The sequence below is a fragment of the Brevundimonas sp. EU05-FHT14B11 genome, from assembly GCF_058790835.1.
Genome location: NZ_JBYTCY010000002.1, coordinates 124,413 through 150,592, shown reverse-complemented (window position 1 = coordinate 150,592; position 26,180 = coordinate 124,413). Strand labels below are relative to the sequence as shown.

The 26,180-nt window shown below is 68.9% G+C and carries 23 protein-coding genes and 1 riboswitch; of the genes, 15 read left to right on the top strand and 8 right to left on the bottom strand.

Annotation, left to right across the window (positions count from 1 at the left end; all coding sequences use genetic code 11):
* The first annotated feature begins 83 nt into the window (after nt 1–83).
* The gene (gene cobS / locus AC3WRV_RS08170) at nt 84–1,088 is read left to right on the top strand and encodes a cobaltochelatase subunit CobS (protein ID WP_492312852.1); all 1,005 of its coding nucleotides are present in this window, start codon (nt 84–86) and stop codon (nt 1,086–1,088) included.
* Nucleotides 1,089–1,303: 215 nt separating this feature from the next.
* The gene (locus tag AC3WRV_RS08165) at nt 1,304–2,527 is read left to right on the top strand and encodes an erythromycin esterase family protein (protein WP_492312851.1); all 1,224 of its coding nucleotides are present in this window, start codon (nt 1,304–1,306) and stop codon (nt 2,525–2,527) included.
* A 3-nt stretch (nt 2,528–2,530) separates the two neighbouring features.
* On the opposite strand, the gene AC3WRV_RS08160 is transcribed toward AC3WRV_RS08165, so the two are convergent.
* On the bottom strand, nt 2,531–3,109 hold the full coding sequence (locus AC3WRV_RS08160) for a DUF2239 family protein (RefSeq protein WP_492312850.1): 579 nt from the start codon (nt 3,107–3,109) through the stop codon (nt 2,531–2,533).
* Between the two features lie 190 nt (nt 3,110–3,299).
* Between AC3WRV_RS08160 and AC3WRV_RS08155 the strand changes: the two genes are divergently transcribed.
* On the top strand, nt 3,300–3,608 hold the full coding sequence (locus AC3WRV_RS08155; protein WP_291840743.1) for a CsbD family protein: 309 nt from the start codon (nt 3,300–3,302) through the stop codon (nt 3,606–3,608).
* 15 nt (nt 3,609–3,623) lie between these two features.
* Here AC3WRV_RS08155 and AC3WRV_RS08150 read toward each other — a convergent pair whose 3' ends face one another.
* The 4 genes from AC3WRV_RS08150 to clpS form a co-directional block, all read right to left on the bottom strand.
* Nucleotides 3,624–4,202 (bottom strand): DUF4287 domain-containing protein, encoded by a 579-nt coding sequence (locus AC3WRV_RS08150; protein ID WP_492312849.1) that lies wholly within the window; start codon nt 4,200–4,202, stop codon nt 3,624–3,626.
* 1 nt (nt 4,203) lies between these two features.
* Nucleotides 4,204–5,061, bottom strand: coding sequence for a hypothetical protein (locus tag AC3WRV_RS08145; RefSeq protein WP_492312848.1), 858 nt, complete (start codon nt 5,059–5,061; stop codon nt 4,204–4,206).
* 118 nt (nt 5,062–5,179) lie between these two features.
* Nucleotides 5,180–7,492, bottom strand: coding sequence for an ATP-dependent Clp protease ATP-binding subunit ClpA (gene clpA / locus AC3WRV_RS08140; RefSeq protein WP_492312847.1), 2,313 nt, complete (start codon nt 7,490–7,492; stop codon nt 5,180–5,182).
* Between the two features lie 11 nt (nt 7,493–7,503).
* Nucleotides 7,504–7,836, bottom strand: coding sequence for an ATP-dependent Clp protease adapter ClpS (gene clpS / locus AC3WRV_RS08135; RefSeq protein ID WP_291840144.1), 333 nt, complete (start codon nt 7,834–7,836; stop codon nt 7,504–7,506).
* Nucleotides 7,837–8,589: 753 nt separating this feature from the next.
* Between clpS and AC3WRV_RS08130 the strand changes: the two genes are divergently transcribed.
* Together AC3WRV_RS08130 and AC3WRV_RS08125 are read left to right on the top strand one after the other, a co-directional pair.
* Complete coding sequence (locus tag AC3WRV_RS08130; protein WP_492312846.1) at nt 8,590–9,084, top strand: nuclear transport factor 2 family protein; 495 nt, start codon at nt 8,590–8,592, stop codon at nt 9,082–9,084.
* Between the two features lie 81 nt (nt 9,085–9,165).
* Nucleotides 9,166–9,777, top strand: a complete 612-nt coding sequence (locus AC3WRV_RS08125; protein WP_492312845.1) for a GyrI-like domain-containing protein — start codon at nt 9,166–9,168, stop codon at nt 9,775–9,777.
* 81 nt (nt 9,778–9,858) lie between these two features.
* On the opposite strand, the gene AC3WRV_RS08120 is transcribed toward AC3WRV_RS08125, so the two are convergent.
* Entirely contained in the window at nt 9,859–10,350 is a 492-nt protein-coding gene (locus AC3WRV_RS08120) for a phasin family protein (protein WP_291840132.1), read from the bottom strand.
* A 316-nt stretch (nt 10,351–10,666) separates the two neighbouring features.
* Between AC3WRV_RS08120 and AC3WRV_RS08115 the strand changes: the two genes are divergently transcribed.
* The 5 genes from AC3WRV_RS08115 to rplI all read left to right on the top strand — a co-directional run bounded on the left by AC3WRV_RS08115 (nt 10,667) and on the right by rplI (nt 14,565).
* The gene (locus AC3WRV_RS08115; RefSeq protein ID WP_492312844.1) at nt 10,667–12,055 is read left to right on the top strand and encodes a serine hydrolase; all 1,389 of its coding nucleotides are present in this window, start codon (nt 10,667–10,669) and stop codon (nt 12,053–12,055) included.
* 83 nt (nt 12,056–12,138) lie between these two features.
* Nucleotides 12,139–13,119, top strand: a complete 981-nt coding sequence (locus AC3WRV_RS08110; protein ID WP_492312843.1) for a sensor domain-containing diguanylate cyclase — start codon at nt 12,139–12,141, stop codon at nt 13,117–13,119.
* Nucleotides 13,120–13,298: 179 nt separating this feature from the next.
* Nucleotides 13,299–13,691, top strand: a complete 393-nt coding sequence (gene rpsF, locus AC3WRV_RS08105) for a 30S ribosomal protein S6 (protein ID WP_492312842.1) — start codon at nt 13,299–13,301, stop codon at nt 13,689–13,691.
* Nucleotides 13,692–13,703: 12 nt separating this feature from the next.
* Nucleotides 13,704–13,979 (top strand): 30S ribosomal protein S18, encoded by a 276-nt coding sequence (rpsR, locus tag AC3WRV_RS08100; protein WP_492312841.1) that lies wholly within the window; start codon nt 13,704–13,706, stop codon nt 13,977–13,979.
* A 1-nt stretch (nt 13,980) separates the two neighbouring features.
* Nucleotides 13,981–14,565 (top strand): 50S ribosomal protein L9, encoded by a 585-nt coding sequence (rplI, locus tag AC3WRV_RS08095; protein WP_492312840.1) that lies wholly within the window; start codon nt 13,981–13,983, stop codon nt 14,563–14,565.
* Between the two features lie 138 nt (nt 14,566–14,703).
* Here the strand turns inward: rplI and AC3WRV_RS08090 are convergent, their stop codons facing one another.
* Nucleotides 14,704–16,137: a hypothetical protein gene (locus tag AC3WRV_RS08090; RefSeq protein ID WP_492312839.1), complete on the bottom strand. Its 1,434-nt coding sequence runs from the start codon at nt 16,135–16,137 to the stop codon at nt 14,704–14,706.
* A gap of 25 nt (nt 16,138–16,162) precedes the next feature.
* Nucleotides 16,163–16,273, top strand: a riboswitch (SAM riboswitch).
* 293 nt (nt 16,274–16,566) lie between these two features.
* Between AC3WRV_RS08090 and AC3WRV_RS08085 the strand changes: the two genes are divergently transcribed.
* From AC3WRV_RS08085 to AC3WRV_RS08065, 5 genes are all read left to right on the top strand, one after another.
* Nucleotides 16,567–19,044 (top strand): TonB-dependent receptor plug domain-containing protein, encoded by a 2,478-nt coding sequence (locus AC3WRV_RS08085; protein ID WP_492312838.1) that lies wholly within the window; start codon nt 16,567–16,569, stop codon nt 19,042–19,044.
* Nucleotides 19,045–19,138: 94 nt separating this feature from the next.
* Nucleotides 19,139–19,513, top strand: a complete 375-nt coding sequence (locus tag AC3WRV_RS08080) for a hypothetical protein (RefSeq protein WP_492312837.1) — start codon at nt 19,139–19,141, stop codon at nt 19,511–19,513.
* Nucleotides 19,514–19,756: 243 nt separating this feature from the next.
* On the top strand, nt 19,757–21,241 hold the full coding sequence (locus tag AC3WRV_RS08075; RefSeq protein ID WP_492312836.1) for a replicative DNA helicase: 1,485 nt from the start codon (nt 19,757–19,759) through the stop codon (nt 21,239–21,241).
* A 130-nt stretch (nt 21,242–21,371) separates the two neighbouring features.
* The gene (locus AC3WRV_RS08070; protein ID WP_492312835.1) at nt 21,372–22,502 is read left to right on the top strand and encodes a hypothetical protein; all 1,131 of its coding nucleotides are present in this window, start codon (nt 21,372–21,374) and stop codon (nt 22,500–22,502) included.
* Nucleotides 22,499–22,891: a hypothetical protein gene (locus tag AC3WRV_RS08065; RefSeq protein WP_492312834.1), complete on the top strand. Its 393-nt coding sequence runs from the start codon at nt 22,499–22,501 to the stop codon at nt 22,889–22,891. Before AC3WRV_RS08070 ends, AC3WRV_RS08065 begins: the two co-directional genes overlap by 4 nt.
* Here the strand turns inward: AC3WRV_RS08065 and AC3WRV_RS08060 are convergent, their stop codons facing one another.
* A complete protein-coding gene (locus AC3WRV_RS08060; protein WP_492312833.1) occupies nt 22,892–26,104 on the bottom strand; it encodes a discoidin domain-containing protein in 3,213 nt (1,070 codons plus the stop codon).
* Between the last annotated feature and the right edge of the window lie 76 nt (nt 26,105–26,180).

Sequence of the window (26,180 nt, the reverse complement as noted above, 5' to 3'; positions counted from 1 at the left end):
CGACACGGACTGTAAAGCATCGTTATTCCAACGCCTGCCCCGACGGACTGGACCATGCTGCGCGGGGCTTCTAAGGGTGGCGCATGACCTCCCCCCTCGACTCGACGCCCGATCCCCTGCTGACGCTGGAACCGCACCGCAACGCGACGGTCCGCGAGATCTTCGGCATCGACAGCGACATGTCCGTGCCGGTCTTCTCCGAGCGCGACAGCCACGTGCCCGAGATCGATGACGCCTACCGCTTCGATCCGCAGACGACCCTGGCCATCTGCGCCGGCTTCAGCTTCGACCGCCGCGTCATGGTCCAGGGCTACCACGGAACCGGCAAGTCGACGCACATCGAGCAGGTCGCCGCCCGCCTGAACTGGCCGCTGGTGCGCGTGAACCTGGACAGCCACGTCAGCCGCATCGACCTGGTCGGCAAGGACGCCATCGTCCTGAAGGACGGCAAGCAGATCACCGAGTTCCGCGAGGGCATGCTGCCCTGGGCCCTGCAGCGCCCCATCGCCCTGGTGTTCGACGAGTACGACGCCGGCCGCCCGGACGTGATGTTCGTCATCCAGCGCGTGCTGGAGGCGCAGGGCCGCCTGACCCTGCTGGACCAGAACCGCGTCATCCGCCCGAACCGCTGGTTCCGCCTGTTCTCGACCACCAACACCATCGGCCTGGGCGACACCTCGGGCCTGTACCACGGCACCCAGCAGATCAATCAGGGTCAGATGGACCGCTGGAACATCGTCACCACGCTCAACTACCTCGACCACGACGTCGAGACCGAGATCGTGGTCGCCAAGGCGCCGGAATACGCCACCGCCGAGGGCCGCCGCACCATCGCCGCCATGGTCCGCGTTGCCGACATGACCCGCAACGCCTTCATGAACGGCGACATCTCCACCGTCATGAGCCCCCGCACCGTCATCACCTGGGCCCAGAACACCGCCATCTTCGGCGGCGACATCGGCCTGGCCTTCCGCCTGACCTTCCTGAACAAGTGCGACGAGCTGGAACGCCCGACCATCGCCGAGTTCTACCAGCGGGCGTTCGGCGAAGACCTGCCGGAGGCGGCGACGCGGGTGAAGGTGGGTTAGGGCTCCCGTAAAGGGAGCGGCTTTTCGATCTGATCCTCCTTCGTGGTTGATGCGCAGGTCCGTCGCGCTTGAACCATTATGCACCGGGCATACGTCAAAATCGGTCGTCCAATCTTCCGAGCCCGACCGGGCGCCAGCGACGCGTGAATGGAAGCCTTGCCGTTGCGACCGCACCGGGTGAACCTCCGTGCGTCCCAGCCGTAGAGAGCGCCCCCTTGTCCCTCCGCGCCGCCGTCGCCGCCGCCCTCCTGCTCTGCGCCGCCCCCGCGGCCGCCTCAGCCCAGACGCCCGACTACACCCCGATACGCGCCGCCGAGGCCGCGCAGGCGGCGACGGCCCTGGCCGCCGCCACCCGGGACCTCTGCGGCCAGCGGATCGTGCTGCTGGGCGAGAACGGCTCCCACGGCGACGGGAAGACCGGCGCCTTCAAGGCCGATCTGGTGCGCAACCTGGTCACCGAGTGCGGCTTCGACGCCGTGGTGTTCGAGGGCAGCCTGTATGACTTCACCGCCCTGAACCGCGCCATCCGCCGGGGCGACGCCACGCCCCAGATGCTGGCCTCGGCCATGGGCGGGCTGTGGAACCAGAACCGCGAGGTGCAGGACCTGATCGGCTTCCTGTTCGCCCAGGCCCGCGACGGCCGTGTCCTGCTGGCGGGCATGGACGACCAGCTGGGCTCGCGTGGGGCCTTCTACTCGCTGGAGACCATGCCGCTGGAGCTGGCCGGCTTCCTGCCGCTGGGCCGCCGCGAGGACTGCGCCGTCCGCCTGAAGCAGCGCATCTGGTCCCGCTACACGGCGCGGGATCCCTATGACGACGCGAGCCGCGCGGCCCTGCGCGCCTGCCTGTCCGAGATCGACGCCGTGGTCGCCACCGCCCGTCTCGACGATCCGAAGGACCGGGCGGAGTACCGGAGCCTGATCGCCGCGTTCGGCCGCACGCTGAACCACGACACGCTCGGCCAGACCCAGCGCATCCACGCCCGCGACCGCGACATGGCCCGCAATGTCGAGGCCCTGGTGGACGCCCTGCCCGCCGACGCGAAGGTCGTGGTCTGGACCGCCAACAGCCACGCCGCCCGCGACGCCGGCGCCCATGAGCTGTTCGGCGACCAGTCCAACATGGGGCACCTGCTGGACATCCGGTTCGGGACCGACCTGTTCGCCGTCGGCGTCACGGCGGCGGGCGGCGCGTACCGCTACACCGTCCGGGAGGCGCGCCCGATCCCGGCCGCCGCGCCGGGTTCGCTGGAGGCCGTGGCGCTCGCCGGCTCTTCGGCCGATGTGGTCTGGGTCGGGTCGGAGGCCCTGTCGGCCCTGCCGCCCACGGTGGGCGCGGCCTTTGACCACAACCGGCCGGTGGTCGCAGAATGGGGCCTGGTCTTCGATGGCCTGGTGGTCTTCCGGACCGAGCGCCCGCCCTACCGGCTGGACGAGTAAGGGCTAGCGACCCTCGCCGTTGCGCCAGCCGGCCTCGGCCATCGCGCGCACGGCCTCCCGCACATCCTCGGGCCAGCCCTCGACCGCCGCGTCGAACGCCGTCCAGTCGCCCGCGAACAGCATGCGCGTGGCCTCCTCGTAGCCGGGCTTGTCGCCCGCCACGGCGGTCATGAAGCGGTAGGTCGCGTCCTTGGCCCTGCGCGCCCGGTCCGGCCCCTCGGCCTCCTTCAGCGCAGCCTCGACCAGCTTCCTCAGCGCCACCGAGGCGCCGCCGGGCTGGGCCGCCAGCCAGTCCCAGTGGCGCGGCAGCAGGGTCACCTCGCGCGGGGTGACGCCCAGCCTGGGGCGGCCCGGGCCGCGCTTCTCAGGCTCCGGCGCAGGGCTCAGGCGGGCCAGGGCGTCGGCGGCCGAGCCGCGCAGGTCCAGGTCGATCACCCGGCCCGTGGCGGCGTCGAAGACCAGCACCGCCTCCCCCGCCCCGCTCGCCGCATGGATCGCGGCCAGGGCCTCGCCCAGCGGCCCGCGGGCGATCAGGGCGTCGCCGGCGAAGGCGAGGACCGGGGTGTCGGCAGGCAGCGTCATGGCGTCTCTTCTCAAGATGGCCCGGTGGATTTACCCAGATCAAACTGGAAGATCAATATCACCCGGATATAATCATGAAGGACACGGCGCCGCACCCGCGTAATAAGGACGGCGCGCGGCGGAACCCCGCCCTCGTTTCCGCGCTGTTCCGGAACGCCTCCCCGGCTCCCGCATCACAGAGAAGATCCCCATGACCGACCAACGCATCGAAGGCGCCGCCACCGAGATCAAGGGCAAGGCCCAGTCCGGCCTCGGCCGCCTGACCGGCGACAGCAAGCTGCAGATCGACGGCGCCCTGAACGAGGCCAAGGGCAAGGCCCTGGACGCCTACGGCCGCGTCATCGACGGCCTGGACGGCCTCGTCGAGAAGGCCCCGACCCAGTACCAGGACAAGGCGCGCCAGGGCCTCGACTTCGCCCGCCGGAAACCCCTGCTGACCACCGGCATCGTCGCCGGCGTGCTGGTCCTGCTGGGCAGCCTGGGCGGCCGCCGCCGCTAAAGGTCTTTCCTCCCCCTAACCGTTGTCGGCCGCCTGTGCGAACAGGCGGCCGATTTCGTCATTGACCGCGCCGGGCCCGTCCAGCTCGACGACGGCGCTCAGGCGTTCGGACCAGCTCTCCCGGCGCACGGCCTCGCCCAGGCGCGGCGACAGGGCGGGATCGAGCTTGAGGCCCAGCAGGGCCTTGCCGCCCTTGATCGGACGGATCGCGGCGAACTGCACCGCCCGCGAGAACGAGGTGTAGCCCTTGCGTTGGCCGGAGATGACGCCCTCGACCCCGGCGACCTTCCGCTCCAGCGCCTCGAGGATGGCCAGCGAGCGCGGCTCGGCCCACAGGGCGGCGCGCAGGGCTTCAGCGTCGTCCCAGCCCATCTGATCCGACGGACGGGCCGCACTGAGGATGTGGGCCGCGTGGTTGGCGCCGATCCCGTGGGTCGCCTTCAGCCAGGCCGCCTGCGCCTTGGGCCGGGTCTCGGGACAGCCCTTCAGGATGTCGACCCAGACCGCCACCGGGCGGCCGGTCTGCGTCTCGAAATTGGCCTCGACCGTGGCGAACCACTTCTTCTGACGCTCGGTCAGCACCGCATCGCCCATCTCAGCCTCCTGACAGCCAGCCGGCGAGGTTTGTCATGTATTGGCGGGTCTGACGCGAGGCGTCGGGATCGCGGATCATGGCGTCGCCGGGCGCCTCGCTGACGAAGCTGGGACAGCCCAGGCGCGGGTCCCAGTTGTAGTCGGCGAAGTGGTGGAAGGTGCTCTGGGCCAGCCCCCTGCCCTTCCTGGCGCCTTGGCCGTCCCCACCCTCGAAGGCGACCGCGATGTTGAACGGGCGGCCCGTGACCTTGCTGGCGCCCGTGGCGATCACCCGCGCCTCGGCCACACCCTCGGGCGCGCCGACCCCGCCCTCGTGCGGGTGAGCCGGCAGCCGGTCCAGCACCCCGCCGCCGACGTCGCGCAGCAGCGGATGGACCTCGCCGACCGGGCGGATCGCCTGCCAGTCGCCGTTGGCGCCCGAGTGGTAGTTGGGGAAGTCGATATAGCCGGTCTCGACATCGTCGCGGGCGTTCCGCGCCGGATCGGGATCCAGACTGCTGGAGTGGAAATAGTGGGCGTCGCCGACCCCGCCCAGGGTGCAGACGCTGGAGCCGAGGTCCATGTGGTCGCGGGTGATCATCAGCCCGCCGCCCCGCGCCCGGAAGGCGGCGATGGCGGCGCACTCCTCGGCGTTCAGCCCATCGCCGACATCCACCGCGAACAGCCACAGCTGGTCATAGTCGCTGTCGGCCAGCCCGCCGATGACGGGGTCGGTCTGGCCGCCCGGCGCGGCGCGATCCCGGGCCGTCACCTCCACGCCCTCCAGCGAGGCGAGATGATCCGCCAACCGTGAGAACCGGCCGACGTGCCAGTCGTCCTCGACATTCTGGATCGTGGTCTGGAGCAGGATTCTGGGCATGGCGTTGTCTCCCCTTCTTCCAGTGAACCGCCGGACGGCGGTCTACGCAATCGCCTGACGGACGAAGGGCCGCCGGTCCTGCGACCGACGGCCCTCCCTGTTCAGTCCGCGACGGACCTCAGTCCGCCGCTTCGTCTTCCTTCACCTTGGCCGCGGCGCCGGTGGCGGGCGTCACGTCGAAGACGATCTTGCCGTCCTTCAGCTCGACCTTCACATGCCCGCCGCGGGTCAGGCGGCCGAACAGGATGTCGTCGGCCAGCGGCTTCTTGATGTGCTCCTGGATCGTCCGGGCCAGGGGCCGGGCGCCGTAGAGCTCGTCGAAGCCGTTCTTGGCCAGCCAGTCGGCGGCTTCGTCGGTCAGTTCGATGGTGATGTTCCGATCACCCAGCTGGTGTTCCAGCTGCATGATGAATTTGGACACCACCGACTTGATCGTGTTGGAATCCAGCGCCTTGAACGCCACGATGGCGTCCAGACGGTTGCGGAACTCCGGCGCGAACAGGCGCTGGATGGCCTTTTCGTCCTCGCCCTCGACCTTGCCCCGGCCGAAGCCGATGGAGGCGCGGGCGTTGTCGGCGGCCCCGGCGTTGGTGGTCATGATCAGGATGGTGTTCCTGAAGTCGACCTTCTTGCCGACCGCATCGGTCAGCATGCCGTTGTCCATCACCTGCAGCAGGATGTTGTAGACGTCCGGGTGGGCCTTCTCGATCTCGTCCAGCAGGACCACCGAGTGCGGATGCTGGTCGACGGCGTCGGTCAGCAGGCCGCCCTGGTCATGGCCGACATAGCCCGGAGGGGCGCCGATCAGCCGCGAGACGGTGTGCCGCTCCATGTACTCGGACATGTCGAAGCGCTGCATCTCGATGCCCAGGGTGGACGCGAGCTGTTTGGCCACTTCCGTCTTGCCGACGCCGGTCGGGCCGGAGAACAGGAAGGCGCCGATGGGCTTTTGCGGATCGCGCAGACCCGCGCGGGCCAGCTTCATGGCCGCCGAGACCTGTTCGATCGCCGCCTCCTGGCCGAAGACCACGCGGTTCAGATCGGTCTGAAGCTCACGCAGGCTCTCGGTGTCGGACTTGGACACCGACTTGGCCGGGATGCGCGCCATCTTGGCGATGACGGCCTCGACCTCCTTCTGGCCGATGACCTTCTTCCGCTTCGACTCGGGCAGCAGCATCTGCGACGCCCCCGCCTCGTCGATCACGTCGATGGCTTTGTCCGGCAGCTTGCGGTCGGTCATGTAGCGGGCCGACAGCTCCACCGCCGTCCGGATGGCGGCGTCGGTGTAACGCAGCTTGTGGTGGCCTTCGTAGGAGGTCTTCAGCCCCTTCAGGATCTTGATCGTGTCGTCGATGGTGGGTTCGTTGACGTCGATCTTCTGGAAGCGGCGGGCCAGCGCCCGGTCCTTCTCGAAGTGCTGGCGGTACTCCTTGTAGGTGGTCGAGCCCATGCAGCGCAGGCTGCCCGAGGCGAGCGCCGGCTTCAGCAGGTTGGACGCATCCATCGCCCCGCCGCTGGTCGCGCCGGCGCCGATGACGGTGTGGATCTCGTCGATGAAGAGCACGGCGTTGTCGTGCGTCTCCAGCTCCTTGACCACCTGCTTCAGGCGTTCCTCGAAGTCGCCGCGGTAGCGGGTGCCGGCCAGCAGCGCGCCCATGTCGAGCGAGTAGATGGTGGCGCCCTCCAGGACGTCGGGGACCTCATGGTTGACGATCTTGCGGGCCAGGCCTTCGGCGATGGCGGTCTTGCCGACGCCGGGGTCGCCGACCAGCAGCGGGTTGTTCTTGGTCCGGCGGCACAGGATCTGGATCGCCCGATCGACCTCGGCGTGACGGCCGATCAACGGGTCGATCTTGCCCTTGCGGGCCTTCTCGTTGAGATCGACGCAATAGGCCTCCAGCGCCTCTCCGCCGGTCTTGGCGGCGGCGGCGTCCTCGGCGTCCTCGGGGCTGGCGCCGCCGGTCTTGGCCGGACGGGTTTCACCCGCGCCCGCCTTCTTGGCGATGCCGTGGGCGATGAAGTTGACCGCGTCGTACCGCGTCATGTCCTGCTCCTGCAGGAAATAGGCGGCGTGGCTTTCGCGCTCGCTGAAGATGGCCACCAGCACGTTCGCGCCGGTGACTTCCTCGCGGCCCGAGGACTGGACATGGATCACCGCGCGCTGGATCACGCGCTGGAAGCCGGCGGTCGGCTTGGCGTCGTCGCCGTCCGAGGTCGCCAGCGCGGCCAGGTCGGTGTCGACGTACAGGGTCAGGGCGGTCTTCAGCGCCGTCAGATCGACGTTGCAGGCCGTCATCACATTGGCCGCGTCGGGATCATCCACGAGGGCCAGCAGGAGATGCTCGAGCGTCGCGTACTCGTGACGGCGCTCGTTGGCGTAGTGCACCGCGCGGTGCAGGGTCTCTTCGAGAGGACGGGAAAACGAAGGCATGGAGGTTCCTCTCAGTCCTTTTCCATCGTGCATTGAAGCGGGTGCTGGTGGCGGCGGGCGGTCTCGATCACCTGGGCGACCTTGGTTTCGGCCACCTCGTAGGTGAAGACACCGCAGACCCCGACGCCATGCTGGTGCACATGCAGCATGATGCGGGTCGCGTCCTCGCGGCTCTTCTGGAAGAACCGCTCCAGCACGTAGATAACGAACTCCATCGGCGTGTAGTCGTCGTTCAGGATCAGCACCCGATAGAGCGAGGGCTTCTGAAGTTTCGGCCTTGTTTCGGTGATCGTCGCGGAGCCGGAGCCCTCGCCCTGATCGCCGATCTTGCGTGACGGCGGCATTCGTTGTCCGGTTTTGGGGGAGTCGGAAGGACAGATAGGAAGTGTCCGCCGCTTTTGTAGATGCGTCCAGTCACAGCTTACGTGAGAGAGGCGCCGAACCGCTCACCTCTCCATTCGCGAAGGCGGATGGGGAGGACAGGTCGGCGCGTCAGCGGCGACCAGGAGGGGGCGGCGCGGACAGAGGGGATTGGCGGGCCGGCATCCAACGCCTGCGCCGCCCCCTCCTGATCGCTGGCGCGATCTGTCCTCCCCATCGCCTTGAACGGGCGATGGAGAGGTGAGCTGTGTGCGAATTTCAGTTTTTGGAGCCGCCTCATCGTCGCCTTCGCCCCTCGCGGAAGGTCCGGCGGCGGTCGGGATCGGGCGCGGCGGTCGGAACGACCGGCTCCGAAACTTTTTCCGGCGGTCCAGAAAAAATCGAGTGCGAAGAGTGCGGATCGTCGCGCACCCGTCCGGCCCGGAGGCGGGCGGCGAAGCGTAGCGCGCGCCGCGCCTTCTTGACGACGCGAACCCAATCCCGGACGCCGCGGCCCTGACGGCGGGCTTCGGCCGCCCGGACCACGGCGAAGCGATGGATCGCCGGCATGTCCGCAGAGCCGTCATCGAGGAAAAACGCGCTGATCATGCCCGACAGGATGACACGGCCATGCGTCGGGATTGGACGTAGGGGCGAATGACCGAAGATTCACGGGACCTTGCGGCTCGTCCGCGCGATGCTCGACCTCGGCCGGATGCGCCGCCGCGGAGATTTCCATGTCCCCACTCATCGCCCTGGCCATCGCGGCCCTGCTGCAGACCCAGTCGGCGGAGATCCCGCAGGGCCCGGCCCTGACCGAGGCCGTGACGGCCAGCGACGCGGCCTTCTTCGAACTGTTCTTCGAGGGCTGCGATCCGGACCGGCTGGCAGCCATGGTGACCGACGATTTCGAGTTCTTCGACGACCGCGGCGGGCTGATGGTCACGACCGGCGCGGCCTTCGTGGACCAGTACCGCACCCGATGCGAGGCCCGGCGCGCGCCCGGCGGCTGGAGGACCCGCCGCGAGATCGTACCGGGCACGCTGCATATCTACCGGATGAACGCCTACGGCGCCGTCGAGACGGGCGAGCACCTGTTCTACGAGGCCCAGGGCGACAACGCCGAGGTGCTCGCCGGACGCGCCAAATTCAGCCAGATCTGGAAGCTGGAGGACGGCCGCTGGAAACTGGCCCGGGTGTTCAGCTACGACCACGGCCCAGCGTCGGAATAGGCGCGCGCCGCCTGCCCTGCTGACGTGAACGGGGCCGCGCCCGTGGGATAGTTTCGGCGAACCCGAACGCAGGAGCGGCGAATGGACAAACTCGACCTGAAGAAGGCCCGGAAGGACCTGTTCAGCGCCCCGCTCAATCGTTTCACGCTCATCGAGGCGCCTCCGGTCGCCTATCTCATGGTGGACGGCCACGGCGATCCGAATGCGGCGCCGGAGTACGGGCGCGCGGTCGAGAGCCTGTACGCGACGGCCTATGCGGCCAAGTTCATGTGCAAGGCCGAGGGGCGCGACTTCGTCGTGCCGCCGCTCGAGGGTCTCTGGTCCGCGCCGAACCCCGAAAGCTTCACGGCGCGGCGCAAGCATGAGTGGGACTGGACGATGATGATCATGGTCCCCGACGACCTGGATCAGTCGATGTTTCAGCAGGCCGTCGCCCGCAGCAGGGACAAGGGGATCGAGCTCGCCGCCACGCTGCGGCTCGAGACGCTGTGCGAGGGCCTCTGCCTCCAGGCCCTGCATATCGGGAGCTACGATGATGAAGGCCCGCTGCTGGCCAGGCTGCACGACGAGATCATGCCCCAAGGCGGCTACGAGTTCGCTGGACGGCATCACGAGGTCTATCTCAGCGACCCGCGAAAGACTCCGGCGGCGAAGCTCAGGACGCTGCTGCGTCAGCCGGTGCGAAAGGCTTGAGGGTCGGCTCGAACGGACGCGAAAAAGGCCCCGGCGTTTCCACCGGGGCCTTCGGTACGCTTACTTAAAAAGCAGAGCGCCTTAGCGGGCGGCCTGGAACTTTTCGACCGAGGCGGTGACGCGCTCGTTGATCGGCTTGAAGCTGTCCTTGACCGAGGCGGTCAGCACGTCCGTCGCCTTGGTGACTTCAGCCAGGTAGGCTTCGGTCGCCGTCTTGGCCCAGGCGGTCTGCAGCTCGAGCAGTTCCTGGATCGAACGGGCGGCGGTCAGCGACTGGGCGGCGGCGACGCCGTCTTCCCAGGACTTCTTGCCGTAGGCCAGCGAGGCGGCCGACAGGGTCTCGGCGCCCTTCTGGGCGGCGGTGGCCGAGGCGACGATGGCTTCGAGGTTCTTCTTGCCTTCGGCGTTCAGCTCGGCGAGGCCCGCGGCCGACTTATCGGCGGCTTCGCGGAAGGCCTTGGCGCCGGCGGCCTGGATCTTCTCGGCTTGAGCCGTCGCGGTCTGGGCCGAAGCCTTGACGTTGGCGGTGGCGGTTTCGACGGTCTTCTTCACGGTTTCGGCGCTGTCGGCCATGGAAATCTCTCCTGAACCTTGGGCGGCGGGGGCCGCTGATTATTTTTCTCGCGTCGGGGGAGCCGTCGCGACGAGGCTCATATGGTGCAAGTGCGAAGAAGGGTCAAGGGAGATTGTGCACTGCACAAAACTTTCATGAACCGGCGTTCCCGCTACGGTTCACAAAGTTGTTGACGGCCTGTTTACCCTCATGAAACCCCCCGCGCCCATGTTAGCCTCATGTCAGCGTCACGCCGGGGGGCCGTCGTCGCGCTACACTAGTGAGGCTTGCCGCTTGCCGTTGACTGCATTGCTCCGCCGGGGATGGCTCTCGCTGATGCTGGTCGTCGCTATCGCGATGACGCCCGCCGCCACGCCCCTCGTCGCCCAATCCGCCGACAATGCGCGCTACGCCGCCATCGTGGTGGACGCCCAGTCGGGCGAGGTGCTGTTCGCGCGCCATGCCGACAGCCGCCGCTACCCGGCCTCCATCACCAAGGTGATGACCCTGTATCTGACGTTCGAGGCGCTGGCCGAAGGCCGGGTCAAGCCGGACGACGTCCTGACCGTTTCGCCCCACGCCGCCAGCCAGCCGCCGTCCAAGCTGGGCCTCGCCGCCGGCCAGACCATCACCCTGGACGACGCCATGAAGGCCACGGCGGTGCGCAGCGCCAACGACATGGCCGTGGCCATCGCCGAGCATATCGGCGGCTCGGAAGCCCGCTTCACCGCCCAGATGACCCTGAAGGCGCAGGAGCTGGGCATGACCCAGACGCGCTATGTCAACGCCAACGGCCTGCCCGACGCGCGCCAGCTGACCTCGGCCCGCGACCTGGCCATCCTGGCCCGGGCCATCATGCGCGACTATCCGCAGTACTATCGGTATTTCGGCCTGCACGACTGGGCCTACAACGGCCGCGACTACCGCAACACCAACGGCCTGCTGCACTCGGGCAACGGCTATGACGGCATGAAGACCGGCTACACCAACGCCTCGGGCTACAACCTGGCGGCCTCGTCGGTGCGCGACGGCCGCCGGCTGATCACCGTCGTCCTGGGCGGCCGCTCGACGGCCAGCCGCAACGCCCACGTCGCCGCCCTGATGGACACCGGCTTCGAGGTCGAGCGCGCCCGCTCGAACGGCCAGGTCATCCAGGTGGCCCAGACCTTCTTCGAACAGCGCGGCTTCGGCGTCGGGCCCGAGGCCACGGGCCCGGTCCAGTACGCCTCGGCCGGCGCGTCGGAGGACGGCGAGGACAGCGGGGTCGCCTACACCGCCCTGGCCGCCGCGCCGCCGCAGCCGACCCGCGTCACCCCCGCCCCGTCCGAGCGCACGCCGGAACGCGCGCCCGCGCCCATTCAGCGCGCCGAGGCCCGTCCGGCCGATGTGACCACCATCCTGAACGGCGGCGTGCCCGTCGCCTCCCCGCCCGCGCGCACCCCGCCCCGCGCCCCGGCCCGCCCGGCGCGCGAACCGGCCCGCGAGCCCGCCGGCCGCTGGGCCGTGCAGGTCGGCGCCTTCCGTGACGAGGCCGTGGCCCGCGACTGGCTGACCGAGGTCAACCGCCGCTTCCGCGCCCAGTTCACCAGCGCCGAACGCACGGTGCAGAACGCCTCGGGCTGGTACCGGTCGCGCTTCACCGGCATGACCGAAACGGGCGCCCAGGCCGCCTGCGCCGCCCTGGCCGAACGCCGGGTCACCTGCATGGTCGTCCGCCCGGACTAAAGGGCCCCGGCGTTTACCATCCGTGTAAGGCGCGGATTAAGCCGCCGGCGCGATCCTTCTCCCGAGGGGGAGTTGGAGGCGTGATGTTTCCGTCCTGGGTTCCCCATGGACTGTTCCGGTTGTTCCGCCGGTCCGACGCGGCCCACAACGACCTGCGCAGCCTCGTCGAGAACAGCCGCGACGTCCTGTGCCGGCTCGGCCCCGACCTGCGCATCCGCTACTGCTCTCCGTCCTGCGAAACCGTGCTGGGCTGGACCCCCAAGGCGCTGATCGGCCAGCTGCCCTCGACCTTCGTGATGACGGAGGACCGCGCCGTCATCGCCGACGCCGTCGTCAGGGTGGAGCGCGGCGAGGAGCCGGAGCCGACCACGGTCCGCGTGCTGCGCCCCGACGGCGACATGGTCTGGGTCGAGACCACCACCCGCACCCTGCGCGGCGCCGACGGCCGGCCCACCGAATTCATCCTGGTCATGCGCGACGTCACCGAGCGCCAGGCCCTTCGCCTGCGGCTGGAGCAGGAGGCGGTGACCGATCCGCTCACCGGACTGGCCAACCGCCGGGCCTTCGACAGCGCGGTCGAGCGCGAATGGGCGCGGGCGGTCCGCGACGAGTCCGAGATGTCGCTGATCCTGCTGGACGTCGACTGCTTCAAGGCCTTCAACGACCGCTACGGCCATGCCGCGGGCGACGACGCCCTGCGCCGGGTCGCCGCCGCCATGCAGGGCGTGGTCCGCCGCCCGGGCGACCTAGCCGTGCGCTACGGCGGCGAGGAGATGGCGGTCATCCTGCCCCGCACCCCGGCCGCGGGCGCGGCCCGCGTCGCCCGCACCCTGCGCGAGGCCATCGAGGCGCTGGGCGTGCCGCATGCGGACAGCGCGTTCGGCGTCCTGACCGCCAGCGTCGGGGCGGCCACGGCCGAGGCGGCGGTGGGGCGGACCATCTCCATGCCCGAGGGCCTGCTGATCGGCGCCGACGGCGCGCTGTACAGGGCCAAGGCCAACGGGCGGAACCGGGTCGAGACGGTGGTCCTGCTGGCCCCCAAGGGCGATCGCCGGGCCGCGTGAGCCGCACCGCCTTGCCGCACCGCCGCTTTTCCCCTATACGCCCCGCCTTTCCAGGACCTCGGTCCCGGTGCGGAATTCCAAAGGGTTCGGGAAGTCATCCCGGCCGCCGCCTCGGGAACCATCGTGGAACGGACTTACCCGGTCCGCTCGCGCCGATGTCCACAAGGGAGACTAACCGCATGGCTCTTTACGAGCACACGGTCATGACGCGCCAGGATATCTCGGCGCAGCAGGCCGAAGCGCTGAACGACACCATCAAGGCTCTGATCGAGGAAAACGGCGGTTCCGTCGCCAAGATCGAGTACTGGGGTCTGCGCAACCTGACCTACCGCGTGAAGAAGAACCGCAAGGCTCACTACTCGCTGCTCGCCGTCGACGCCCCTCCGGCCGCCATGGCCGAAGTCGAGCGTCAGCTGTCGATCAACGAAGACGTGCTGCGCTGGCTGACCGTCCGCGTCGAGGAACTCGACCTGGAACTGTCGCCGCTGCTGGCCCGTCGTGAACGTGAGCGTGAACGCGAACGTGAGCGTGGTCCCCGCGACGACGCCCCCGCCGCCGAAGCGACCTTCTAAGGAGTTCGGAACATGACCGACACCACCGCCCCCTCCCCGGGCGCGCCGGCCGGCTCCGGCCCGGCCCGTCGCCCGTTCTTCCGCCGCCGCAAGGTGTGCCCGTTCTCCGGCCCGAACGCGCCGAAGATCGACTACAAGGACGTCAAGCTGCTGCAACGCTACATCAGCGAACGCGGCAAGATCGTCCCGTCGCGCATCACGGCCGTTTCCCAGAAGAAGCAACGCGAGCTGGCCAAGGCCATCAAGCGCGCGCGCTACCTGGCCCTCCTGCCCTACGTGGTGAAGTAAGATGAAGGTCGTTCTGCTGGAACGCGTCGATAACCTCGGCGCCATCGGCGACGTCGTCACTGTCAAGGACGGCTTCGCCCGCAACTTCCTTCTGCCGCGCGACAAGGCCCGCCGGGCCACCGCCGCGAACCTGAAGGCGTTCGAACTCGACCGCGCCGCCATCGAGGCCCGCAACGAGAAGAACAAGACCGACGCACAGAAGGTCGCCGACAAGATCGACGGCCAGACCTACGTCATGATCCGTCAGGCCGGCGAAACCGGTCAGCTGTACGGATCGGTCGCCGGTCGCGACGTCGTCGAAGCCGTTCAGGCTGAAGGCGGCAAGATCGAGCGCTCGCAAGTCGTGCTGAACGTTCCGATCAAGACGCTGGGCGTCCACGAAGTGCTGGTTCGCCTGCACGCCGAGGTCCAGGCCACCGTCAAGATCAACATCGCCCGTTCGGCCGACGAAGCCGAGCGTCAAGCCAAGGGCGAGGACGTGATCAAGTCGGCCTACGACGAAGACCGTGAAGCCGCCGCCGAACAGGCCGCGGACATGGTCGCCGGCGGCGCCGGCCAACAGGACGGTCTCGGCTCCGAAGCCTGAGTTCAGTCCTGATACTGAAAAGACACGGCGGCGCAGGAGCGATCCTGCGCCGCCGAACTTTTTTCGGGCGGGAGACGACGCGGGCGCAGTTGCAGGCCAGGGCGCGCTTCCCCCGTTCCGGACGATCCCTCTGCGGGGTCACCGCGACCGGGGCTCTTCCCGCATCATCGCCGTGTAGAGCTTCAATGCGGCCCTGTCGCCGCGCTTCGCCCCCTGGAAGAGGATTTTGTAGGCCGCCGTCATGGCCGCGGTCAGGCCGCCCGTCGCGATGGCGGTCAAGGGCGCCGGATCCACCAGGGCTGACGAGGCGCCGCTCAGAACGAACGCCAGCGAGGGGTCTGTGAGGTTGGACAGGAAGGAAGACTTCCGGACCCTTTCCCGAAGCCCCGCGGCGCTCGCGCGCAACTCCTCCCGCACGATCGTCTGGGCCGCCGCGTCCGAGAGAACCTGGTCGCGACCCGCCAGCCGGACCGCACGAAGCGCGCGCGAAAGATCATCGCGCCAGATCGCGAAGGCCTCTTCTTCAGCGTGTATGCGCGCCAGGTCCTGATCGTCGATGCGCGAGACATCCATCAGGTAGTCGTTGAACAAGGTTCCAACCCACTGATGGGTCACGTCGAGCGTCTTCGCGCTTTGCCGGAACTTCAGAGCCAGATAGTCGACCATGGCGGGGTGGGTGCAGACCAGCTCCGTCCCGGCTTCCCCGGCGATGCAGAGGTCGATGTTCACGTTGTTGATCGGGAAATAGTACCGGAAGTCCTCGACGGCGTTCTCGTTCATATCGAGAAGCCCGATACCGAGGGGTCTCTTGGCGAATGGATCATACCTTTGGACGGTGTCTATGAGGTCCTGATCGTACCAATCTTTCCCTGTCTGAGTGTCTTCGAATCCATCCTGATGCGGATAGTAGGCGAAGGCGAAGGCATCGCCGTCAAACGCGTAACCGGCGGATAATTCCAGAGCCTTCGAATAGGGAATTACATTGATCAGATCAGCGTCGAACAAGGGTTGCATGCCCAAAAGCTGGCGCAGCTCCCAGTCCAGGCCGGAATAGTTGTGCTCATCTTCCCGATGTTGGTTCGGATCGTAGGTCCGGATCGTGACGTCCACTGTCTTGTGGTACAGCAGCAGCCTTCTGATGAAGGTCGGATCCAGCTTGTCGTAGTCCGCGTAGGACTGATATTCGCCGGAGAAGGTGCGCGACGCTTCGAGAAAGCCGGCGCCCGGTTCGCCGCCACGGGGCGCCCAGGCGCGATCGACCTCCAGCAGTTCATAACCCAGCTCGCGACGCTGCTCTTTCGGCAAGGCCTCGAGCGCCGCGATCATCGCCTCGGGACGATCCTCGCGAAGGAAGTTCCGGTAGGCGATGAGGCGATGCATGGCGATGAGCCCCGGGCGGGTGAGAGCGCCGAGGGTCGCCAAGTCTCCGGACAAACGCAACTCTCGGTGGTCGCGGCCGGCGTCAGAAAAACCCGGAAACAGAGGAAGCGCGGCCTCGAGTGCCAAAAAGACACGGCGGCGTAGGGGAAACTCTGTGTCGCCGAACTTTTTTCCGGCCGCCGCTTGACGCATTTATGACGCATCGCAATATCGCATCTGCTCATCGAGACCGGCTGAGGGATAGGCCCTTTGACGTCGGGGCAACCTGCGGACCTCCGTAAGGTGCCAACTCCTTCGGGACCCCTCCCCGGGTCACGGCAGATGAGAGCCCGGCCACAGCCGGACTCCCTCCATCTGTCACCGCAGGCGTTCCCGACAGAGCAGGAGACGATCATGCGCGCCTTCCAGGCTCACCTCCCGACCGTCCACGCCCCCGGCCTCGTTGCGCCGCGCGACCTCATGCGCTGCGCGGGTCCGATGCGATGTCGCCGTTCGCTGTAATCGGCTGACCACCCGGTTTCACACCGGACCTGAACACCCAGAACGCAAGCCCGGACCCCCGGCGATCGCTGCGCGCGACGCTGACCGGAGACCTGCGCCTCATCGAGAAGAGAGCCTCCCATGACCCCCTCCCCCCGTTTCCGCCTGACCCTGTTCGCCGCCGCCTCGGCCACCGCCCTGCTGGCGGGGGCCGCCCAAGCCCAGACTGCTTCCCAGACCGCTCCCCAGAGTTCGCCGCCGCAGACCGAAGCCACCCAGATCGACGACGTCGTCGTCACCGGCACCCGGGTGGTCGGCCGCTCGCGCCTGGACACCGTCGCGCCGGTGGACGTCGTCACCGCCGAGACCCTGCAGCAGCGCGGCTCGACCGAACTGGCGACCCAGCTGTCGGCCAGCGTCCCGGCGCTGAACTTCCCCCGCCCGTCCGCCACGGACGGCACCGACTCCATCCGGCCCGCCACCCTGCGGGGCCAGGGGCCGGACCAGACCCTGGTGCTGGTCAACGGCGTCCGCCGGCACGCCACCGCCCTGGTCAACACCAACGGCTCGGTGGGCCGGGGTTCGGCCGCCGTCGACCTGAACGCCATCCCCAGTTCCGCCATCGAGCGGATCGAGGTGCTGCGCGACGGCGCCGCGGCCCAGTATGGATCCGACGCCATCGCCGGGGTCCTGAACCTGCGTCTGCGGGAAGCCTCCAGCGGCGGCGGCGCGACCGTCACCTACGGAAGCTATCTGACCGACTACAGCGGCTACTACGGCCGGAACGACGACATCTCGGACGGCGAGAGCCTGACCGTTTCGGGCTGGCAGGGCTTCGGCCTGGGCTCGGACGGCTTCATCACCGCCTCGATCGAGTATCGCGACCGCGAACGCACCAACCGCAGCGACATCGACCCGCGCTACGCCCCGGCCCGCGTTCGCGGCGGCCAGGGCGATCCGGAGTCCGAGGACCTGGCCATCTATCTGAACGCCGGCAAGCCGCTGGCGGCGGGCTGGGAGGCCTACGGCTGGGCGGGCTACCAGACGCGCGACGCCTCGGCCGCCGCCTTCTACCGCACGCCCGACGACAACGCCCAGAACCCCGCCTATCCGGGGCCGGGCCGGATCTATCCGGACGGCTACCTGCCCTACATCCTGACCGACAGCACCGACTGGACCGCCGCCGCCGGCGTGCGCGGCCAGGCCGGCGGCTTCGACGTGGACATCAACGTGGGCTACGGCCGCAACGAGATCGAGTTCGGGGTCGAGAACACCCTGAACCCGTCGCTGGGGCCGACCTCGCCCACGAGCTTCGACGCGGGCTCCCTGACCTATGACCAGCTGGTGCTCGGCATCGACGCCGCGCGCCAGTACGAGGTGGGGCTGTACGGCCCGCTGAACGTCGCCTTCGGCCTGGAGGCGCGCCAGGAAAGCTATCAGATCGGCGCGGGCGAGCCGGGCTCCTACCAGCGCGGGACCTTCCTCAACATCGGCGGCACGGATCTGAGCTGGGGCTCGCGCGGCTTCACCGGCTTCACCCCCGCCAACGAGGTGGACGAGGACCGGCACAACGTCGGCGTCTACATCGACCTGGAAGGCGAGGTGTTCGAGAATTTCACCGTCTCGGCAGCCGCCCGGTACGAGGACTATTCCGACTTCGGCGACAACGTCTCGGGCAAGCTGGCGGCGCGCTACGACTTCACACCAAGCTTCGCCGTCCGCGGCGCGGTCTCGACCGGCTTCCGGGCGCCCAGCCTGCAGCAGCAGTACTTCACCCAGACGGCCATCCTCTACATCTCCAACGTCCCGTACGAGACCGGCACCTTCCCGTCGGTGAGCCCGGTGGGATTGGCGCTGGGCGGCACGCCGCTGGAGGCCGAGACCTCGACCAACTATTCGCTGGGCGTCGTCTACCGGAAGGGCGCGTTCGAACTGACGGCCGACGCCTACCGCATCGACGTGGATGACCGCATCGTCCTGTCGGAGACCCTGACCGGCAGCGCCACGGCGGCGGTCGGCACCAACGCCCGGGCCATCTTCGACCTGCTGCAGCCCTACGGCGCCTCCGCCGCCCGCTTCTTCATCAACGGGGTGAACACCGAGACGACCGGCCTGGACGTGGTGGCGCGCTACCGGATCGACGAGGGCTTCGGCCGGCTGGACTTCACGCTGGCGGCCAACGTCAACGACTTCAAGGTGACCAAGACCCCGACCACGGCCTCGGGCATCCTGCCCACGCCCGTCTCCCTGTTCGCGCGCCAGGCCACCCTGCGGTTCGAGGAAGGCACGCCGCCGTGGAAGGTCGTGGCCCAGACCGACTGGAGCAAGGACAAGTTCGGCGGGACGATCCGCGTCACCGGCTTCGGCGACGTGCTGGCCCCCGGCGCGACGGCGGCGACCGACCTGCAGCTGGGCGAATCCCTCGTCGTCGATCTGGAGGCCCGTTACAGCCTGACCGACCGGGTCACCCTGGCCGTCGGCGCCGACAACGCCTTCGATGAGTACGCCGAACAGATCCTGCCGGCGAACAACACCTCGGGGGCCTTCCCCTTCTCCAACTTCTCGCCGTTCGGCTTCAACGGGCGCTTCGTCTACGCCCGCGTCGCCCTGAACTGGTGACGGCGGCGGCGCGGACGGTTCGCCGTCCGCGCCATCGACCGTTGTTTCGCCATAAAATCCGCCGACAAGCTGAGCCGTTCTGAGGGAGCGGGTCATGCGTGCGGTTCTGACGGCGGTTCTGGCCGCCTGTCTCTTCGTGGGGTCGGCGTCGGCCCAGTCCGGCATGACGCTGGACGACTTCGTCACGCGCGCCAACCGCATCCCGCTCAATCCCACGGCCATGCTGCGGCCCGACGCCCACCGCCTGAAGGGCGAGGCCGAACGGGCGTTCCGCACCGTCGGGACCGAGATCGAGACGGCCCGCGCCGCCGGCCGGACGCCGCCCGCCTGCCCGCCCGAGCAGATCAACCTGAACGTCCGCCAACTGCTGGCCCACCTGAACGCGATCCCCCAGGCCCGCCGCCAGCGCATGAGCGTCACGGACGGCATCCGGTCGTGGATGGGGTCGCGCTATCCCTGCCCGGGCTAGAGCGAAATCGGTTGAGTTGGACGCCGTCCAACTCGGCTCAGATTTCGCTCCAGCATAATTCTGGAGCCTGATTCACGGCGTCGGTGAAATCGCGAAGCGATTCCACCTCAACCGATCAGGCTCCAAGCCGTTAACTGATCCGGTTACGGAATTCCGGACTGCCCACAGCGCCTCGTCATCTGTCCCCGACCACGGGTGCGTCCAAGCATGACGCATCGCCCTGGTAAGGGCATGAGCATGACGATGAACGCCTTCGCTCCCGCCGCCTTTCCGTCGATGGATTCCGGGTCCATCAGCTCGCTGCCGCACAACCTTGAGGCGGAGCAGGCGCTGCTCGGCTCCCTGATGTTCGACAACGGGGTGTTCGAGCGGCTGAGCGACCGGCTGCGGGGCAGCCATTTCTACGAGCCCTTCCACCAGCGGCTCTACGAGGCGATCGAGGACCACATCCGTCAGGGCATGCTGGCCGAGCCCACCATCCTGATGGAGCGGTTCAAGCAGGACCCGGCCTTCCAGGAGTTCGGCGGCCTGCGCTACCTGGCCGATCTGGTCGACCGCGCCCCGCCCGGCGCCAACGCCCCCGACTACGCCCGCGTGGTCTACGACCTGGCCCTGCGCCGCGACCTGATCCGCATCGGCGGCGAGATCATCAAGGAGGCGCCGAACCCCGAGACGCCCGCCGACGAGCAGATCGAACAGGCCGAACAGACCCTCTATTCGCTGGCCGAGACGGGCAAGCCGTCCTCCGGCTTCGTCAGCTTCTCGCACGCCCTGTCCGGCGCCGTGCAGATGGCCGCCGAGGCCTATCAGCGCGACGGCAAGCTGGCCGGTCTGGCCACCCACCTGGACGACCTGGACTCCAAGCTGGGCGGGCTGCATCCGTCCGATCTGCTGATCCTCGCGGGCCGTCCGTCGATGGGCAAGACGGCGCTGGCCACCAACATCGCCTTCAACGTGGCGCGCTCCTATCGCTGGGAGCCGACGCCCGAGGGCCGCAAGACGGTCAACGGCGGGGTGGTGGCCTTCTACTCGCTGGAAATGAGCGCCGAGCAGCTGGCCATGCGTATCCTGGCCGACGCCTCGGGCGTGTCGTCCGACAAGCTGCGCAAGGGCGAAATCGACGCCTCGGACTTCGGCAAGATCCGCGACGCGGCGGTCGAGATCGGCGAGAGCCCGCTCTACATCGACGCCACCGGCGGCCTGTCCATCTCCAAGCTGGCCGCCCGCGCGCGGCGGCTGAAGCGGATGGAGCACGGGCTGGACCTGATCATCGTCGACTACCTGCAGCTCATCACCACCGGCGAGAACAGCCAGAAGAACCGGGTGCAGGAAGTGTCCGAGATCACCGGCGGTCTGAAGGCCCTGGCCAAGGAACTGTCGGTGCCGATCATCGCCCTGTCGCAGCTCTCGCGTCAGGTCGAACAGCGCGAGGACAAGCGACCCCAGCTGTCCGACCTGCGGGAATCGGGCTCGATCGAGCAGGACGCCGACTGCGTGATGTTCGTGTACCGCGAAAGCTATTACCTGGGCCGGGCCGAGCCCAAGGAGGGCACCGAGGAACACCTGCAGTGGCAGCAGGACATGGACCGGCTGGAGCACCAGGCCGAGGTCGTCATCGGCAAGCAGCGCCACGGCCCCATCGGCATCGTCAAGCTGAGCTTCGACGCCGACACCACCAAGTTCGGCAACCTGGCCCACGGCCAGGGCTACAGCAGCAACTACGAGTGATCGGGCGGGCGCGGTGGCCGTAGGGATCGTGGGGAGCGCGTCCGCACGCCGCACGCGCCGCGGTTGACTCACTCCCGCCCGAAGATAGGCTAACCCGCGTGTCGTCTGGGGAGACGACTTGGGGGGTATCATGCGAAATCTTGTCGTCAGCGCGCTTGTCGCGTCGTCTCTCGCCGCCTGCGCGACAGCGCCGGTGCCGAACATGCGTCCGCTGAACGCGGAACAGGCCGCGGCGATGGGGCCGACCCCCATCGTGGTGGTCGAGGACAACAACGGCGTCGCCAAGACCTGGTTCGCCCAGGACAGCTCCGCCGCCGGCGCAGGCTACGGCCTGATCGGCGCCCTGGTCACCGCGACCATGGATGCGATCATGAACTCCTTCCCGGCCCGGCGCGCCGGCAAGGTCTCCGACGAGATCGCCGAGGTCATGCCGGTTGATGAGATCAACGCCTCGCTGGCCGAGCAATTCCGCCGGCAGATGGCCGCGGCGTCGGGCGGGACCGGCGTCGTCTTCTCGGAAGTGTCCACCGTCCAGAAGCTCACCGCGCCCGAGCCGCTCAACGATACGGTCGAGATCGACGCCGACTACCGCCTGTCCGAGGACGCCAGCACGCTGCAGGTGATCGTGACGATCAGCTATCTGAATCCGGCGATCCCATATGTGACCCCCTATACCTTCGAAGGGTCGCCGCCGAAGTCCGAACTGTCGGGCCCGACCTATCGGAACACCTTCACCTACAACTCGCGCCAGCTGCCGATCCCGGTCCTGACGCCGGACCTGCGCGAGCGTCTGATCGCCTCCATCCACGAGAGCGCCCGCGACGAGAACGGCGCCATGCCGGTGGAAGGCACCGACGCCTTCAAGGCCATGAACAAGGAGCTGGAGCAGGCCCGCGACGACGAGCTGACCAAGGGGGAGATCGGCATCTTCCTGGCCCGCGAATGGATCAAGGACAACGGCGCCCTGCTGCGCGCCGAGATCGAGAACGCGCACGTCTTCATCGCCCGCTATACGCTGCTGGACCTGAACCGGACGGCGGTGCCCAGCCTGACCGGCCAGGATGAACTGGTCGAGACCCTGCCCGACGGCCGCACCGTGCGCCGCATCGGCGCCGGGACCATCACCGGCTCCTACGTCTCGTCGCCGGCCGAGGTCGTGGGCTTCACCACCTATGGCAACACCATGAGCATCGCGCGCGTGCACCAGGACCGCATGACCGCGATCCGCGAGGCCGCCCGCCCGTCGCGCCGCTCGCGATGAGCGGCGTCGCCCGGACGGTGGCCCTCATCGCCCTGGCGGGCCTGGGCGCCGGCGGGTGCATGACCGATCATGGCTACGTCATGATCGGCGGCCCCGAGAAGGCCTACTACGGCTATCTGGACACGCCGACGGCGGACGGCGGCCACACCGTCCGCGTCATCCGGCCCGATCCTGACACCGCCATGGCCTACTGGGAACGGCGGGCGCAGGAGCTGTGCGGCGGCAAGGTGAAGCGCAAGATCATCCACACCGCGGTGCGCCCGACGGTGCTGTACGAGCACTACGGCGGGCGGCCCGGCGACTTCAACGTCGAGGGGATGGTCTACTGCGAGGGCGAGGCCGCTCCGGCTGCCGAGCCCGTCGTCGAGGTCCCGCCCGCCGCCTCCTGATCAGCGCAGCTCCACCCGGCGCGCGCCGGCGGGGATCTTCAGCTCCCCGTCGGCGAAGGCCGCCGCGCGGCCGTCGATCCGCACGGCGGCCGGCGGCGTCTGGCCCTTCGGCCACGGGATGACGAACCCGCCCGGCGGCGTCACGCCCGGCTCCAGCGTCAGCACGAAGCCGCGTCCGTCCCGGCGCAGGCGATAGGTCAGCGACCCGTAGGGGGTGCGCACCGCGCGGACCCCGACGCCTTCGCCCTCCAGCCAGGCGGTCGGCACGCCGGCGGCCAGCATCAGGGCGTGGTCGCTGTCGCGCTCATAGACCAGCAGGTCCAGAGCCGAGCGGATGTAGTCCGAGCTGATCCAGGCGTGCGGCATGTCGCCGATGAAGCGCGGCTCGCGTTCATCGCGGCCCACCACCTCGGCCCAGCCGTTCCACGCCCGGGGACGCATGTCGGCGAAGTAGAAGTCCAGCGCCCGCAGCGCCTCGTCCCGTCGTCCCAGCCGCACCATGGCCCCGACATTGCGCAGTTCGTAGGGCGTGTAGTCCTTCCATCCCTGGCGGTTCTCCTGCCGGGCGGTGAAGTTCTCCCACCACTTGTCGAAGGTGCCGGTCAGCAGGTCCTGCGGCAGGTCGTCGACCAGCCCGCCCGGCGACAGGGCGATGGTGGTGGAGGTGGCGTCGAAATCGCCCCGGTCGGCGGCCCCGGCGATCCAGTCGATGCCGTGCGCCCGCGCCGTCGCGGTGATCGAGGCCATGATGTCGGCCTTGAACTGGGCTTCCGAGGCCCGGAAGCGGGCCGCGGCTTCGGCATCCCCCAGGGTCTCGGCGATGAAGACCGCGTCGCCGTAGCCGCGCAGGCCCCAGAAGTCGTCCCAATAGCTGTAGGCCGGACGGTCGGAATAGCCCTCGTGGCTGATGGTCGGGGGCAGCAGGCCGTAGAGGTGGCGCTTGTCCGCCGCCTCGAACTCGGCGGTGCGGGTCGAGGCGCGCAGTTCGTCCATGTAGCGGATAGCGCCCTGCACCTGCGGCCAGACCGAGCGCAGCAGCGTCGCGTCGCCGGTGTAGCGATAGGCCTCGGCGGCCAGGAAGACGAACTCGCCGTGGCTGTCGTTCTCGGGCACCGGATCGGCGCCCCGGCTGTCGGCGCAGCACGGCACCTTGCCGTTCTCGAACACCAGCGGCGCGAACCAGCGCAGATAGTCGGCCGACAGGTCCGCGTGGCCCAGCCGGTTCAGCCCCTCGGCCATCATGGCCCCGTCGCGGATCCAGCTGCGGTTATAGCTGCGCGTCCCCGGCTGCAGGATCGGCCCCTGCCGCGACATCAGCATATGGGCCAGCGAGGCCTTCATCACCGCCTCCACCGGCCCGGCGGCCGGCGGCAGGGTGATGTCGAACCGGTCCAGCTTCTCGCGCCATTGGGCGGCGGTCTCGGCCTGCCGCGCCGAGAAGAAGGCGGCGGGGTCGTCCGAGCCCTGGGTGTCGGCGAAATACAGATGGCTCCGGGTCAGCGGCGACATGAAGCCGAAGGTTCGCGTCTCGCCCGGCGCCAGCGTCACCTCATAGACGAAGGCGCCGGAGGCCAGGCCGGTAGGGTCCACCACGGTCCGGCCACTGGTGCGGCCCGAAGCCAGAAGACTCTGCGGGTCCGATCCCGCGTCGAAGGTCGAGGCGACATAGCGATCCGGCGCGACGATGGGCCGGACGGCGGCGCCGCCGACCAGCGGCAAGACGCCGTGCGTCTGCCAGGTCATGCCTTCGATAGGGGCCACGCCGCCGGGCGTGGTCAGGAACTGGCTCGGCCCGTTGACCTGGAACGGACGCGCGGCCAGCGCCAGCGTCAGGGTGCGCGGGCGATCCGAGGTGTTGGTCAGGTCATAGCGGCCATAGATCGACGGCGGACGCCGCCCGCCCTCCGCGAAGGCCGTGGTCTTCAGCGTCCAGCCGTCGCCTTCCCACGTCACGGAGGGGATCGGCAGGTCGCCGCCCGCGAGGCTCTGGGTGATGTTCACATCGGCCCAGGTCACCAGCCGACCGTTGTCGAGCACGAACGGCTCGACGGTCTGCCCACCCCTGCGCAGCTCAATCGCGCCGTCCTCGCCCATCAGGCCGCTCTCGCCGCCGCCGTCGACGCCGACTAGGGTCCAGTAGGGCTGCTCGCCCGCGAAGCCGCGCGGATAGAGGCCGCGGCGGCTCTCCCCAGCCACGGCCAGCATGAAGGTCGTCGGGGTCTCGCCGAACGACAGGGGCTCGATCTCGAGGCTGTTCAGCGCATAGGCGTCGGCCGCCGCCTGGCCCAGGCGCTGCCCCGCGCCCGCCTGACCGACGACGCCGCTCTCGTCGCGGGGCGCCTCCAGGTCGAGGCGCAGCCAGCGGGCCGAGGCCTCGGGCGTGCGCAGCCAGTCGACGCCGCCGTCACCGCCGTTCACCGCCGCCAGCTCGCGCCAGTCGCGCCCGTCCGACGACGCCATCAGCCGATAGCGCGACGCCCCCATCCGCTCGGCCCAGCGCAGGGTCAGGCCGCCGAACTCCCGCTCATAGCCGAGGTCCAGCGTCAGGCTCTGCGCCCCGGCCCCCGTGGTGCGCCAGAAGGTCAGCGGATCGTCATCGACCGCGCGGGCGGCCAGGTTGACGCCGTCCTCGCTGGACGCGCTCACCACCGGACGCGGGGCGACCGACGGCTCGGGCGGCAGGTCGCGCAGCTCCAGTTGGTCGATCTCCAGCCAGCCTTTGCCGCCCTGCCCCGCCGTGACCACGAACTCGATCCGCGCCGCGCCGCGGAAGGTGCGGTCGGGGTTCGGCCCCCAGGCCCAGATGATCTGGCGCTTCTTGATCGTGTAGCGGGTCCAGCCGTTCGCGGCCTGGAAGGCCCGCACCTGGCGCCAGTGGACGTTCTCGCCCGAGGCGTCGGTGAATTTGATCTCCAGCGTATTGGGCAGCATCTCGCCGCGCGCCCAGAAGCTGATCTCGTAGTTGTCGGGGACCGCCAGATCGAGCGTCCGCGCCGCGAAAGCGTAGCCGGACCGGCCGTTGAAGTCGTAGTCCAGCCGCATCGCCCGGCCGTCGTGGCCGTCGACGGCCGAGATCGCCGAGGACACGTCGGTGGAGGCGTCGGCCTTCCACGGGGTCAGGGTCTCGAACGTGTCGAGCGCACGGGGGGCCTGGGCGTGAGCCGGGAGCGCGAGGGCCAGGGCGAAGGCGGCGGCGATGACAAACGGGCGCATACAAACTCTCCGCTCATCCCGGCGAAAGCCGGGACCCAGTCCTGTCCAGCGTGACGCCGGCGTTCAGGGGATCAGC

Coding starts and splice junctions, on each gene's coding strand:
- cobS (WP_492312852.1), top strand. CDS start 84: ATGACCTCCCCCCTCGACTCGACGCCCGATCCCCTGCTGACGCTGGAA.
- AC3WRV_RS08160 (WP_492312850.1), bottom strand. CDS start 3,109: ATGACGCTGCCTGCCGACACCCCGGTCCTCGCCTTCGCCGGCGACGCC.
- AC3WRV_RS08155 (WP_291840743.1), top strand. CDS start 3,300: ATGACCGACCAACGCATCGAAGGCGCCGCCACCGAGATCAAGGGCAAG.
- AC3WRV_RS08150 (WP_492312849.1), bottom strand. CDS start 4,202: ATGGGCGATGCGGTGCTGACCGAGCGTCAGAAGAAGTGGTTCGCCACG.
- AC3WRV_RS08145 (WP_492312848.1), bottom strand. CDS start 5,061: ATGCCCAGAATCCTGCTCCAGACCACGATCCAGAATGTCGAGGACGAC.
- clpA (WP_492312847.1), bottom strand. CDS start 7,492: ATGCCTTCGTTTTCCCGTCCTCTCGAAGAGACCCTGCACCGCGCGGTG.
- clpS (WP_291840144.1), bottom strand. CDS start 7,836: ATGCCGCCGTCACGCAAGATCGGCGATCAGGGCGAGGGCTCCGGCTCC.
- AC3WRV_RS08130 (WP_492312846.1), top strand. CDS start 8,590: ATGTCCCCACTCATCGCCCTGGCCATCGCGGCCCTGCTGCAGACCCAG.
- AC3WRV_RS08125 (WP_492312845.1), top strand. CDS start 9,166: ATGGACAAACTCGACCTGAAGAAGGCCCGGAAGGACCTGTTCAGCGCC.
- AC3WRV_RS08120 (WP_291840132.1), bottom strand. CDS start 10,350: ATGGCCGACAGCGCCGAAACCGTGAAGAAGACCGTCGAAACCGCCACC.
- AC3WRV_RS08115 (WP_492312844.1), top strand. CDS start 10,667: ATGCTGGTCGTCGCTATCGCGATGACGCCCGCCGCCACGCCCCTCGTC.
- AC3WRV_RS08110 (WP_492312843.1), top strand. CDS start 12,139: ATGTTTCCGTCCTGGGTTCCCCATGGACTGTTCCGGTTGTTCCGCCGG.
- rpsF (WP_492312842.1), top strand. CDS start 13,299: ATGGCTCTTTACGAGCACACGGTCATGACGCGCCAGGATATCTCGGCG.
- rpsR (WP_492312841.1), top strand. CDS start 13,704: ATGACCGACACCACCGCCCCCTCCCCGGGCGCGCCGGCCGGCTCCGGC.
- rplI (WP_492312840.1), top strand. CDS start 13,981: ATGAAGGTCGTTCTGCTGGAACGCGTCGATAACCTCGGCGCCATCGGC.
- AC3WRV_RS08090 (WP_492312839.1), bottom strand. CDS start 16,137: ATGCGTCAAGCGGCGGCCGGAAAAAAGTTCGGCGACACAGAGTTTCCC.
- AC3WRV_RS08085 (WP_492312838.1), top strand. CDS start 16,567: ATGACCCCCTCCCCCCGTTTCCGCCTGACCCTGTTCGCCGCCGCCTCG.
- AC3WRV_RS08080 (WP_492312837.1), top strand. CDS start 19,139: ATGCGTGCGGTTCTGACGGCGGTTCTGGCCGCCTGTCTCTTCGTGGGG.
- AC3WRV_RS08075 (WP_492312836.1), top strand. CDS start 19,757: ATGAACGCCTTCGCTCCCGCCGCCTTTCCGTCGATGGATTCCGGGTCC.
- AC3WRV_RS08070 (WP_492312835.1), top strand. CDS start 21,372: ATGCGAAATCTTGTCGTCAGCGCGCTTGTCGCGTCGTCTCTCGCCGCC.
- AC3WRV_RS08065 (WP_492312834.1), top strand. CDS start 22,499: ATGAGCGGCGTCGCCCGGACGGTGGCCCTCATCGCCCTGGCGGGCCTG.
- AC3WRV_RS08060 (WP_492312833.1), bottom strand. CDS start 26,104: ATGCGCCCGTTTGTCATCGCCGCCGCCTTCGCCCTGGCCCTCGCGCTC.